12 protein-coding genes are annotated in these 12,417 nt (G+C 62.0%); 4 read left to right on the top strand and 8 right to left on the bottom strand.

All coding sequences use genetic code 11. The features are described 5' to 3' along the window. Positions 1-10 precede the first annotated feature (10 nt). Both ACZ881_RS15965 and ACZ881_RS15960 read left to right on the top strand, forming a co-directional pair. Positions 11-154, top strand: a complete 144-nt coding sequence (locus ACZ881_RS15965; RefSeq protein ID WP_166660322.1) for a hypothetical protein — start codon at positions 11-13, stop codon at positions 152-154. 9 nt (positions 155-163) lie between these two features. After that, positions 164-646: a carboxymuconolactone decarboxylase family protein gene (locus tag ACZ881_RS15960; RefSeq protein ID WP_091469888.1), complete on the top strand. Its 483-nt coding sequence runs from the start codon at positions 164-166 to the stop codon at positions 644-646. A 233-nt stretch (positions 647-879) separates the two neighbouring features. Here ACZ881_RS15960 and ACZ881_RS15955 read toward each other — a convergent pair whose 3' ends face one another. Further along, positions 880-2,334 carry an amino acid permease gene (locus ACZ881_RS15955; protein WP_476116882.1) on the bottom strand — a complete coding sequence of 485 codons (1,455 nt, stop codon included), beginning with the start codon at positions 2,332-2,334 and terminating at the stop codon, positions 880-882. Between the two features lie 257 nt (positions 2,335-2,591). Beyond that, positions 2,592-3,533: an aminodeoxychorismate lyase gene (locus ACZ881_RS15950; RefSeq protein WP_476116880.1), complete on the bottom strand. Its 942-nt coding sequence runs from the start codon at positions 3,531-3,533 to the stop codon at positions 2,592-2,594. A gap of 158 nt (positions 3,534-3,691) precedes the next feature. Between ACZ881_RS15950 and cls the strand changes: the two genes are divergently transcribed. Continuing rightward, positions 3,692-5,092: a cardiolipin synthase gene (gene cls, locus ACZ881_RS15945; RefSeq protein WP_243836856.1), complete on the top strand. Its 1,401-nt coding sequence runs from the start codon at positions 3,692-3,694 to the stop codon at positions 5,090-5,092. A gap of 22 nt (positions 5,093-5,114) precedes the next feature. Here cls and pabB read toward each other — a convergent pair whose 3' ends face one another. The 3 genes from pabB to ACZ881_RS15930 all read right to left on the bottom strand — a co-directional run bounded on the left by pabB (position 5,115) and on the right by ACZ881_RS15930 (position 8,418). Further along, a complete protein-coding gene (gene pabB, locus ACZ881_RS15940; protein WP_476116878.1) occupies positions 5,115-7,148 on the bottom strand; it encodes an aminodeoxychorismate synthase component I in 2,034 nt (677 codons plus the stop codon). Continuing rightward, entirely contained in the window at positions 7,145-7,705 is a 561-nt protein-coding gene (locus tag ACZ881_RS15935; protein WP_476116876.1) for a low molecular weight protein-tyrosine-phosphatase, read from the bottom strand. Before ACZ881_RS15935 ends, pabB begins: the two co-directional genes overlap by 4 nt. Positions 7,706-7,812: 107 nt before the next feature. Continuing rightward, positions 7,813-8,418, bottom strand: a complete 606-nt coding sequence (locus ACZ881_RS15930) for a TetR/AcrR family transcriptional regulator (RefSeq protein ID WP_091469900.1) — start codon at positions 8,416-8,418, stop codon at positions 7,813-7,815. A gap of 99 nt (positions 8,419-8,517) precedes the next feature. Here ACZ881_RS15930 and ACZ881_RS15925 point away from each other — a divergent pair, with 99 nt between their 5' ends. Next, complete coding sequence (locus tag ACZ881_RS15925; RefSeq protein WP_476116873.1) at positions 8,518-8,829, top strand: hypothetical protein; 312 nt, start codon at positions 8,518-8,520, stop codon at positions 8,827-8,829. 79 nt (positions 8,830-8,908) lie between these two features. On the opposite strand, the gene ACZ881_RS15920 is transcribed toward ACZ881_RS15925, so the two are convergent. Genes ACZ881_RS15920 through uriH form a run of 3 tightly spaced genes read right to left on the bottom strand, consistent with a single transcriptional unit; the run spans position 8,909 to position 12,332 of the window. Then, positions 8,909-9,865, bottom strand: a complete 957-nt coding sequence (locus ACZ881_RS15920) for a ribokinase (protein WP_476116871.1) — start codon at positions 9,863-9,865, stop codon at positions 8,909-8,911. Next, complete coding sequence (gene uriT / locus ACZ881_RS15915; RefSeq protein ID WP_476116869.1) at positions 9,862-11,307, bottom strand: uridine transporter UriT; 1,446 nt, start codon at positions 11,305-11,307, stop codon at positions 9,862-9,864. Before uriT ends, ACZ881_RS15920 begins: the two co-directional genes overlap by 4 nt. Further along, entirely contained in the window at positions 11,307-12,332 is a 1,026-nt protein-coding gene (gene uriH / locus ACZ881_RS15910; protein ID WP_179017819.1) for a uridine-preferring nucleoside hydrolase UriH, read from the bottom strand. The genes uriT and uriH overlap by 1 nt, the downstream gene beginning before the upstream one ends. Between the last annotated feature and the right edge of the window lie 85 nt (positions 12,333-12,417).

Genomic DNA, 12,417 nt, shown 5'->3' with positions numbered 1-12,417 from the left:
GGGGCTTTCTTTGTTTTCAGCTTTTGGCATTCTCTACGTCTTGGTGACAGTGGGCGTTGCAGCCTTGGTGATCTATGCCCTGGTGCTGGCGATCATCTTCCTTCGCCTCCGCATTCAGGAGCTGAAGCGGGGACAGGAACCCCCGTTGCGTTAGGCTCCAACCATGCCTGAACAGGAAACAAATCCACGTCTGGCCGGCTATCTGGACAAGCAGCAGCCGGATCTTTACGCGACCCTAAGCCACTATTCCCAGCAGCTCGTGGACGAAGCTGACCGGCTTGGCATCCCGCGCCGTACCCTTGAGCTCATCAACTACTTGTGCTCGCAGATCAACGGCTGCGCCTTTTGCCTGGACCTTCATCACCGGCGAGCCCTCAAATACGGCGAGACGGAACAGAGGCTGTCCCTCGTGGCCGTTTACAAGGAAGTTCAGCTGTTTGAACCCGCTGAGGTGGTGGCGATGGAGATGGCTGAGCAGATCACCCGTATGAGCTCGTCGAGGCCCAGCCCCGAGCTTTTTGAACAGGCACGTCAGCACTACAGTGACGAGCAGATCAGCGTCCTCTGCATGGCGGCAATAGGGATCAACGCCTTCAACCGTCTGTCCATTTTGAGCGAGCACCCGGTACGCGCAGCCAAGAAATAGATCCCATCGCTAGCCGAGTGTGTTGCCACCACCTACTTTGGCCTCCGACAGGGCTATGACACACCCATTGGCGGGCGTGTCGGAACCATCCAGGATTCAATGTGGGTGGTGGCGGCACGAGGTGTGGGTCGTGACCCTGGTGAAACGAGATCAGCCCCCTGGGCAACCGGGAAGGGTTGCCCAGGGGGCTGATTGACTTCCAACAAGGTCAGGAAGCCACGGACCACAAAGTCCTAAACGTCCACAGCCTTCTTGAGCGACCGGCGTCGTCCGTATTTGAAGTAGAAGATGGCGTAGCAGGCACCCACGAACGGAACGCCGAACAGGAGTGCAGCTACTTGGTTGGGGTCGAACGCGATGCCGATCAGCGATACCAGGCAGAGCGCGAACGCGAGGATCGGTACCAGCGGAAACAACGGAGCCTTGTAAGGAAGCGTGCTGAGGTCTCCACCGTTCTTGATGAACGTCCGGCGGTAGATGAAGTGTGAAGCGACGATGGACATCCAAACGCCAACGGTCGCGAAACCGGCCACGGAAACGAGCACCAAGTAGACGGTGGCCGGGGCAACAACGCTGCTGATCAGCGAAGCCAGGCCACCCAGCATACTGACGCAGAGGGCCACCATGGGGATCCCGCGCTTGGTCAGTTTACGGAAAGCCTTGGGGGCGTGGCCTTCGTCGGCCAGCGAGAAAAGCATGCGTGCACAGGAGAAGAGCCCGCAGTTGCCGGCGGAAAGCAGTGCCGTGATGATCACGAAGTTCATGATGTCCGCGGCGTATGGGATGCCGAGCATGGAGAAGACGGTGACAAACGGGCTCTCGTCCACGCTGACTTGTTCGTAGGGAATGGTGGCGGCGATGACCACGATCGCACCAACAAAGAAGATCATGAGTCGTATGACGGTGGTCCGCATCGCCTTGGGGATGTTCGCGCCGGGATTTGCGGTTTCTCCCGCGGCAACGCCGATCAGCTCGGAGCCCGAGAAGGCGTAGAAGACTGCCAGACACGTGACGAAGACACCGGTGAATCCGTTCGGGAAGAGGCCGTCCGGCGTGCTGAAGTTCTCGCCAAAGGACGGGTACTCGCCAGCGGCCAGAGGGTGGAAGCCAGCCAATGCGGCGCCGCCCAGAATAATCAGGCCGACGACGGCGGCAACCTTGATCAGCGCGAACCAGAACTCCGATTCACCAAAGACGCGCGATGAAATGGCATTGAGGGTGAACAGGACCGTGGCGAAGACGAAGCACCAGATCCAGACGTCGACGCCCGGGAACCAGCGTTGCATGAGTAAGCCCGCTGCGGTGAACTCGGAACCTAGAGCCACAGCCCAGCAGAGCCAGTACAACCAGGCCGTGGCAAAGCCAGTAGCCGGGCCGATGGTGCGGGCGGCATAAATGTGGAAGGCACCTGAGACGGGGAACGCAACAGCGAGCTCTCCGAGGCATGCCATCACCAGGTAGACCACCACGGCGCCAATGAGGAAGGCAATCACGGCGCCCAAGGGGCCGGCGGTGGAGATGGTGTATCCGGAACTAACGAACAGGCCAGAGCCGATGACGCCGCCCATGGCGATCATCACCAGGTGCCGGGCCTCCATGGACCGGCGAAGTCCTGTCTGTGAGGCGCCAGTCTGGGGCTGTGCCTCGGTTGCCGATGCTTCGGCTTCTGTGGGGGAGCTGAGTCCCATATTCCCTCCGGGAAGTTAGCCAGCAAAGTCTGAAGTAGTTGTACTAGCGGGACGTGATCCAACTAACACGAGAACAAGATTCATCACATGACGAATGATCATTTCAAGGAGGATAAGAAACGTGATTGAACACAATGTGCGCTCATGGTCGAGCCCAAGAGTTTCTAATCATTGAGTCATGCGAGCAATTACTCTACTTGTGACCTGCTAGGTTCTAGCGGGGCTTCATCAGCGAAAAGCCTTGGAAGCCCAGCGATTTACTCGATGCCTGCGAACAGCTCATTGAGTTCGGCTGTGAGCTGCTTCCGAACAGACGGTGTGCCGATTTCCTTGCCGTTGATGTGGTTCACAGGGGCGATCAAACGGATGCTGGAGATAAGCCATACGGCGTCGGCATCAAACAGGTCCTGCGGCACAAGCGGCCCATAGCCCAGCTCCCAGCCGGCAGCTTTTGCTGCTGCGAACAATGCGCCCTGCGAGGTGCCGGGGAGGATTCCGCTGTCATGCTGCGGCGTGATGAGGCGGCGTAGGGTCTTCACGGAACCTTCGCCGTCGTCGACTGTTTCAAGGTGAGCCAGCAAAACAGTGGAGGTCGGGCCCTCCAGGACGCGGCCATCCGTGGAGGTGAAGATGGCATCATCTGCGCCCTGCTTATGCGCGAAGCGCAGCGCAGCCATGTTTACTGCATAAGAGAGCGTCTTAGCACCCAGCAACAGCCACGGCGCCCGTTCGCCCGCTTCGGTGTCGAAGCCACGGTCCAAAAGTACGACGTCGATGCCCGTCTCGCGTTGTCGGCGACTGCCCGCAGGTGAGGGCGAAGCCTGCACCCAGCATGTGGGGCTGGCTGCACCTTCGACACCGCGGGTCACGATCAGCTTGACCACAACCTCGTCCTCCTCCGGCGTGGGAGCCGGGTGGACATCGCGGAACTCGTTGATGGCGGTATCGATCGCCTTGCGCCAGGCATCCTGCTCCGGAAGCACCAGGTCCAAGGCTGCGGCGGAACTGCTCAGCCGGTTCAGGTGGGCCTGGACCTTGCGGGGTCGTCCCTGAACAGCGAGGAGTGATTCGAACACTCCGTCGCCGCGGGTCGCGCCAAGGTCGGTAGCCATGAGCTGCGGCTGGCTTGAATCGGCAATGCGTCCGTTTTCGAAGGCGGGGTCCAGGAAAACCAGGACCGTGGGAGCAGGTGAAGTCATGGTCCCAGCTTAGTGCGGGGCCGTGGCGCATGACTTTGCCGGATAGGCTGTGGTCACTGTTGTTCTTGGACCGTGGGGGTTTGCAGGTGCTCTTTCCTTTTCCGTTTGGCCAGGAGTGGACCTGGTTGTTAGGCGCGTGGGCCATCGCGGAAGTGATCATGCGCATCGTCCTTTTGGGCATCATTCCCGGCAACCGGCGTCCCACCACGGCCATGGCCTGGCTTTTGGCTGTGTTCCTCATCCCATCCGTAGGGTTCGTCCTCTTCCTCCTTTTTGGCAATTTCAAACTGTCCAAGCGTCGGCGGGAGCAGCAGGAAGAAGTGAATCGGCGCGTGCGTGCCGTCACTTCCGACCTTGCAGATCCAGTGAGTGTCTATTCAGGCCCGGAATGGGTGAAGTCGGCGGGTGAGCTGAACCACCGTCTTGGTTCGCTGCCAATGGTGGACGGCAACAAGGTTGAACTGATTCCCGGTTACGAGGAGTCGATCAAAGCCATGGCCGAGGCGGTTCGGAGCGCGAAGGACTACGTCAACGCGGAGTTCTACATCATGAGCAGTGATTCCGTCACCGATGAGCTTCTGACTGAGCTGGAGAAGGCGACCGAGCGCGGTGTCACGGTGAGGCTCCTTTTCGACCACATTGGAACGCTTCGGGTAAAGGGATACCGCCGCCTGATCCGAAGACTGAAGGCAAGCAAGATCCAGTGGAAGCGGATGCTCCCGCTTTTGCCCATTCACGGTCAGTGGCGGCGCCCGGACCTGAGGAACCACCGCAAGATCATGGTGATCGACGGACTGGTCGCTTTCACCGGCTCTCAGAACTTGATCGAGCCTTCCTACAACAACCCAAAGCACCACAAGGTGGGGCGCAAATGGGTTGAGCTTATGTCCCGGCTTGAGGGACCGATCGTCGCTACCTTGAATGTCGTCTTCGCGACGGACTGGCTCAGCGAAACCGACGAGTCCCTGGAAGACCAACTGCGGCTGCCAACACAGCCTCCGCCTGGTCGCGTCACAGCCCAGGTAGTGCCGAGTGGCCCAGGTTTCGCCACTGAAAACAACCTCCGCTTGTTCAACACCCTGATCTATTCGGCGCAGCACACGATCTCCATCTGCAGCCCCTACTTTGTCCCTGACGATTCCCTGCTGTATGCGATCACCACAGCAGCGCAGCGAGGTGTCGCCGTGGAGCTTTTCGTGTCAGAAAAGGGGGACCAGTTCCTGGTTCACCACGCCCAGCGTTCCTACTACGAAGCCCTCTTGGATGCAGGGGTTCGCATCTATTTGTACCGGGCGCCGTATGTCCTCCACGCCAAGCACTTCACCATCGACGACGAAGTGGCCGTTCTTGGTTCCAGCAATATGGACATGCGCTCCTTCTCCCTGAACATGGAGGTCTCGGTGATGCTCCTCGGCGCCGAAACCGTGAACCTCATGCGGGCCGTGGAGTCCACGTATCGCGAGGTGTCCCGTGAGCTTATGTTGGAAGACTGGATGGATAGACCCCCGCTGGCGAAGTATGTGGATAACGTAGCCAGATTGACTGCGACGCTCCAGTAGTCCCCAACTGTGGACTAGCGGCTCAGCCCGGGAATTCAGCGCCAAGCGTGGACAGCACGCCGAATGCTTTAGTCCGGATTTCCTCGTACTCATCGTCCGCAACGGAATCCGCGGTGATAGCTCCACCCACGCCGAGGGACAGGGTTCGCCCGCCAGCGCCGTCGGGATTGACCACCAGGGTTCGGATCACCACGGCAAGGTCCGTGGCCGCGTTCAAGGAGAAGTAGCCGATGGCGCCGGAGTAGATGCCCCGAGGCCCGGATTCGAGTTGGTCGAGGATGTCCATGGTGCTGATCTTCGGCGCACCTGTCATGGACCCGGCCGGGAAGGCTGCCGCCAAGGCTTCCGCCCGCGGAGCCCCCGGACGAAGGTGCGCGTCTATGGTGCTCACCATTTGGTGGACCGTTGCGTAGCTCTCGATCGCGCACAGCCGGCTGACGGTCACCGAACCCGGGATGGCGAAATGGCTGAGGTCGTTGCGCAGCAGGTCCACGATCATGATGTTCTCGGCGCGGTCCTTCAGCGACGTCTCAAGATCGTGCCGCAAAGCAGCGTCCTCGGAGGGGTCGGAGGACCGGCCGCGTGTCCCCTTGATCGGCTCCGCACGCATGCCGCCGTCGGACAATATGCGGAGGAATCGCTCGGGCGAGGTACTCGCGACCACCAGTTCGCCGAACCGAAGGTAACTGGCGAACGGTGCCGGGTTTCGGCGTCGAAGGCTGAGGTAACCCGCCCAGGGATCCAAGTTGCCAGCGGGGGCTTCCAACGTAGTGGTCAGGCAGATCTCGTAGGAGTTTCCTTCGCTGATTTCGTGCTGGGAGTCAGCGATCTTGCGCTTGTAGTCCGTGGCAGAGTCGCGGCTGACGAATTCGGGAACCGTGCCGGATGACACAGAGACGGCGACGTCAAGAGCGGCGACAGCAGCTTCGACGGCGGCGCGGGCCTCCCGGAACCATTCCTCGGCGTCGGGAGCGTCCAAGGCGAGCAGCCAGACGGTTTGTTCGCGATGGTCCAGCACCACAGCCCGACCGGCAAAGAGCAGGGCCGCGTCCGGGGTGTCGGAGGGAACGTCATTGCCGCCGGTTTCGCGCTTGAGTTCGTAGCCGAGGTAGCCGAGCCAGCCAAGCGTGAACTGGCCGTCGTAACCGCGGGGTGCGCGGACGGCGCGGCGGCCCCAGACAGAATCGAGCCAGCGGAAGAACGGCCCGGAGGTGCTCACGGTGGCGGAACCGGCGGTCACTTGGGTAGTCCCGGACCGGTGCAGCACCGACTGGCCGAAGGTGCCGCCGTCGTCCGCCAAGATGCTGAAGCGGCTGCGCGCGGCCGCTTGGGAACGGCCGGCGACCGCGGAGGCATTGGAAGAATCCAACCACACCGCGTTCGTGGACTTGCCGTACAGGGAAGCGAAGAGAAGCGCTGCGTCGGGCGTCGCCTCGAGGCGCTCGGAGCGCAATTGCAGTCCTCGGCGGGCGCTGAGTTCCGGCGACAAGATGGCAGCAACCGAAGGCAGATACATGAGGGCACGCAGGACATCGTCCGGTGCGCTGCCGTCCGCAAGGTTCTGCACACGGACGTCGGCGGCGCCGATCACCGCATCGGCTGAAAGCCACTCGTCCTCTTGGGCTGCCCAGCTGTCCCAGTAAGGTTCGTAAGTGCTTCCGTCGCGGGTCAAAGCCCGACGACGGCGATCGTCACCTGGGGATTCCACCCACACCACGGCATCCAGCATGGGACGGGCTGCATCCGCTGCCGCTCCTACGCCTTCCACAATGACTATCTCGGCGGGCAGCGTGACGTTCAGGCCGCCGTCGTAATGCTTCTCCCAATCCCAACTGGTCCATGCCGCCGCCTGGCCCTCGCTCAGCGGCTTCAGGACCGTGCCGACGTACCGCTCGATGCCCGGCATGAGACCGTTCCAGCCCGGGTAGATGTCCTCGAGATGGAACAGCGAAACCTTGTGGTGCTGCCGCAACCGGGCCGCCAGTTCAACGGCCAGCGTGGTTTTTCCTGCGCCGGACCTGCCGTCAACAGCGATGATCACAGGTGCAGGGGTCATGTCATAGAGGTTACCTGCTGGTGGTCCTGGCCTGCCGCGGACTGCGCGGAGCTGATAGCTGCCTTGACATACTGCACGATCCCGGGGATGGCGGCCTTGATGAGCGTCCACGTGTTATCGAAGTCCGCGTGCCCGCCGTACCAAGGGTCTTCGATGCCCAGGTCCAAGGAGCTGCGGCCCGCCATATGTGGATCGAAGCTGCGGAGCATCCGAACTTTTTCGAGTGCAGAGTGATCCGGCGCGGCTTCCTGGAGCCAACCGAAATGGTCAACGTCCAGTGCGAGGATCAGGTCACGTTCGGCGTACCATTCCCGCCGCCACTCACGGGCAATGTGGTCCTCCGACGTGAGGTGCTGTGCGGTCAGGACGCGTGCGGCGCGGGGGTCTATGGGGTGTCCAACCTCGTACCCTGTAGTGCCCGCGGAGTCCACCACGACAAGCCGGCCGAGCCCTTCCGCTTCGAAGGCTTCGGTAAGCATGAGCGCTGCCATGGGCGAGCGGCAGATGTTTCCAGTGCAGACCGTGATGATGCGGTATGGGCTCGTCGTTGAGTACATGCAGCAAGCATGATTCATGGCGCACCCTCTTGGCTAGGGGGAACTTCACAAGTGAGTCACTTTTCCTGTCAAAGCTGTCACGCGGGCGCTTCCCGCGGGTGCTTGCGCTAGGCGGGAGTGGCTTCCCGTGCTTCGGCGGCCAGCGCTGCGGCGGCCAGGTAAACGGTGCGTACGACGGCGGCGCGTCGCCTTTCGGCCCTGCCCGGATAGTCCCCGGCCATGAGTCCGTCGAGCGCAGGGAGTACGGGGGCGGCGTCGCACAAACTCACGATGGTGATGAGGAGGTCCCCGGCGTCTTCCTTGGAAATGCCAGGGAGGGCGGCGATAGTGCTATTGACCTTGGAGGCGCAGTTTGCCATCCGCTTAGGCAGTCCGACAACCTCCGCGCCCCGTTCGAGCCCTTCCCAAAACAGGAGGCGTGGTGCCGTGGCATCCTTCTGGTGGTGGTCGAATAGTCGGCCGGCGTAGTCTGCCATTGCTTCGGGACCGCTGCCCTCGATGGGAACTTCATCCATGAGTGAGCTCAGGGCGGTGACGATTACGGCGTCGAAAAGCGCATTTTTGTTGCCGAAGTATTGGTAGATCCGCTCCTTGTTGACGCCCGCCTCTGCCGCAATGCGGTCAATGCGTGCACCGGCCAGTCCACGCGCGCAAAACTCGGACGTTGCTGCTTCGAGCAGCAGCCCTTTGGTTCGCTCTGTGTCCCACGCCATAGGGTCATATTACCAGTTTCCAACTAGATGGTTGTAATTGTGGGCGAGCGGGGTTATTGTGATCCCAAGCCAAAAGCAACCGTTTAGTTGGAGAATGCCATGACCACACAAACAACCTCCGAGATCACAACCGAGCCCACAACGCCGGCAACCCGCCCTCACATGCCGTCCGTGCACGTTCGCGCGGTGATTACGTGGCTGGCCATCTTCCCGCTCGTATCCATCGGCATGCTGCTCCTGGGACCCGTCATGGACTCGTGGCACCCCGTCTTGCGGGCACTGCTGCTGACAGCCCTTGTGGTTCCCGCGGCTGTTTACGTTGTGGTTCCCAGGCTCATGGCCGGCCACGGCGCCCTGAGCCGCAAGGCCGTAGAGCGCGCGGCCCAGCGCACTGCCCGCAAGTCCGCTTAACCCAAGTAGGTCGCAATTAAGCGCGTTTTGGAGGTTCAAAACGCGCTCAATTGCGACCCAGTTGGGTGCAACGCCGGGACTAAGCGTCCCGCAGCTGCTCGACGTCGGCGATGGTCGGGTATGCGGCCTGCGTCCCTTTCTTCGTGGCAGCCAGTGCGGCTGCCACCGAGGCGAAAGACGCCGCACCGGCAAGTGATTCCCCAGCGGCCAAACGTGCAGCGACAGCACCAGTGAAGGCATCGCCGGCGCCCGTGGTGTCAACCGCAGAAACACGCGTCGGGGCAATGCGCGTGATCTGGTCTTCAGCGCCACGTGCCAACGAATCCAGGACCACGGAACCGTGTGCGCCGAGAGTGACCAGAACCCGCTGCAAACCCCGGTCCGCAAACTGGCTCCGGACCGGCTCCCACGCCTCCACACCGGCCTCGGCGTCGGGTACGTCGGCTTCTGCGCCAAGGAACAGTGACGCCTCGTGCGCATTCACCAACAGCACGTCGCTCAACCTGGCCAAACGCTCCGGCACCTCGGCGTAAGGCGAGAGGTTCAGTAGAACTGTTGCGCCGGCGTCGTGCCCTGTTTGGGCGGCGGCGATGACCGTATCGGTCCCCACCTCCAGGCAGAGGCACACCACAGCCGCGTCCTCGAAGGCGTCGGGCGTGACATCCGACGGCCTCAGGGTGCCATTGGCGCCAGCCGAGATGATGATGCTGTTCTCGCCACTGGCATCCACGGAAATGACTGCGACACCGGTGGCGACGTCGGAGCGTCGGACCCGCGAAACGTCCACGCCGGCGCTGGCTGTCGATTCAAGGAGCATGGTGCCGTTGGAGTCGTCACCCACAGCGCCGATCAGGGTTACATGCCCGCCGAGCTTGCTGGCAGCCACCGCCTGGTTGGCACTCTTGCCGCCGGGGTTCACTGCGAAACCGTTGCCGTGGACTGTCTCGCCGGGTTGGGGGAGGCGGTCGCAGTAGATGGTGAGGTCTGCGTTGAGGGAGCCGACGACGACAATTCCCGCCATGGGTGCGCTGGTCATGCGGTCACCTTTTCGTTCTCGGTCACTTCTGCGTCCACGGGCTTCGGAATGAGCAACGACGCGGCGAAGGCAGCGAACGTGATGGCGAGGCCCACCACCACAACGGTCAGATAAGAAGCCTTGTCGTCATTGAGCGAAGACGTGGCCACCAGGACCGCAGGAAGGACCAGGAAGCTCAGGCCCGCGCCGAGGTTGAACGCGCCGGCATTCATGCCAGGCAGGAAGCCCGGGTTGCCCTGGGGCGAGAGAACCACGCCCAATCCGTTCAGCATGATGTTGACCGTACCGGCGTACATGATGCCCAGCAAGGCCGTGCCCACGATCATCATGGGCAGGTTGTTGAGTCCGAAGAACGCGATGATGGCCAGTGCCACGAGGCTGCCGACAAGGCCGATGCGCAGGACCTTGGTGTAGCCGAGGACAGGCGCCAGGCGGCCGCTGATGGGGCCGAACAGCCAGCCAAGCAGTGCATAGGGGGTCAGGATGATGAGCGACATCTCGGTGGGGCCAACGCCGAAACCGGGATCAGCTGCCTGAACATAGGCCGGGACTATGCCGTTGATGACCGCGAAGATGCCCGTCATGGTGAGGGTGGTGGTCAGCAGCGGAGCCCACGTGGAGCGCTGGCGCAGGTGCACTGTTTCCACCATGGGCTGCTTGGCGCGCTTTTCCACACTCCAGAACGCAAAGAACGCGACGGCGGCAATCACCGTGAGCACGATCGCGAGGGTCAGGGTGCCGGCGTCGAAGGCCGTGGCCAGTTTGGCGCCCTCGTTCAGTGCGGTCAGCAGGGCACCGACGGCGATGACAATGAAGAACACGCCCAGCCAGTCCATGGTGGTGCCGGCGGCGGGCTTGCTTTCGCCTGCGAGGACGGCGATCAGGACGGTAGCTACCAAAGCGAGTGCAACCATCAACCAGAAGATGCTGCGGAAGCCGAAGTTCTCAGCGAAGTATCCGCCTACGAATGAGTCGACGCCGGCCACGCCGCCGTTGACTGCGGTGATGAGGCCCATGAGGGTGCCGTACTTGCGCGGATTGGAGACCGCGGAGCGAAGCATGATCAGGCAGAGCGGAACAGTTGGGCCGCTGACGCCCTGGATGATGCGGCCCACGAACAGCCACGTGACGTCGGGCGCCATTGCTGCGATGACCGAGCCGACGGCCATCAGGAGCATCATGCCAACGAGGATCTTCTTGCGGCCAACGATGTCGCTGAGGCGCGGGAGGAAGAGGGAGAAGAGAGCTGCGGCAGTGAAGAACCAGGTCTGGGACAGGCCGATGGTGGCTTGGTCCGTGTTGAGTTCGTTGCCCATGGTGACCAGTGCGGGGCTGAGCATGGACGCATTGAGCTGGAAGGCCACGCAGGCGGCCAGCAACGCAACCATGAGGGCGGTGACGTTGCCGCGGGTGGATTTGGATTCTGTTGTGAGGGAGGACATTATTTGGCTTCCCCTGCCAGGATTGCCTCGGCCGTGGCGTTGACTGCGGCGGTGGCGTCAGCGCCGACGTCGTGCGTTGGTTCGCCGATCCGTTCAATGGCATCGGTGACCAAATCCCAGAACTTCTTGTGATCCAAGTCCACGGCAACGGAGGTGTGGCAGTCATCCGGTGCGGGTGCGCGGAAGTCTGCAACGGTCATACCGAGGGTGAGTTTGCCCTGCAGTTCGATGTCTACGGGGACCTTGCGGGTGGTCATGACGGTGGGGTCGATAACGTAGGCGACTGCGCAGGGGTCGTGGACCGGCGGGAAATCGAAGCCTTGGGCATCCTTGTAGGTCTTCTGGAAAAAGTCCATGAGTTCCATGACGAACTTGGCCGGCTTGGTGCCAATTTTTGCGATGCGGTCCACTACCTCGTCCGTGGCCAGCGCCTGGTGCGTGAGGTCCAAGCCGACCATTACCAAGGGCCACTTTTCATTGAAGACAATGTGCGCGGCTTCGGGGTCGATGATGATGTTGAACTCCGCCACGGCGCTCCAGTTGCCCACGTGGTAACCGCCGCCCATGAGGACAACTTCCTTCACGCGCTCCACGATGCGCGGCTCCTTGCGGGCGGCCATCGCAATGTTGGTGAGGCCCGCGGTGGGGACCAAGGTGACCGTGCCCGGCTCATGTGCCATGACGGTTTCAATGATGAGGTCGACGGCGTGGCGCGGGTCCAGCTCGATAGCGGACTCGGGCTGCTCCGGGCCGTCCATGCCGGAATCGCCGTGGATGCTGGGGGCCGTTTCAATGGTGCGCACCAAGGGGCGGTCGCAGCCTGCAGCAAAGGGGACGCCCGTGATGCCGGCAATGGTGGCTACGGAAAGGGCGTTTCGGGTGACCTTTTCCAGAGTCTGGTTTCCCACCACGGTGGTCACCGCCAGCAGTTCGATGTCCGGGTTGCCGTGCGCCAGCAGCAATGCCACTGCGTCGTCATGGCCAGGGTCGCAGTCAAGAATGATTTTCTTGCGTGCCGGTGTCATGGTGTTGGGTTCCACGGTTCTCTCCACGTCATTGGGGCCTGCCTGGTAGTTGCCCGGGGCAGGGCGCTAAGCATTCAGGGGAATT

It is taken from the genome of Paenarthrobacter sp. TE3676 (assembly GCF_056279165.1).
This window is presented reverse-complemented; position numbering and strand designations above follow the sequence as displayed.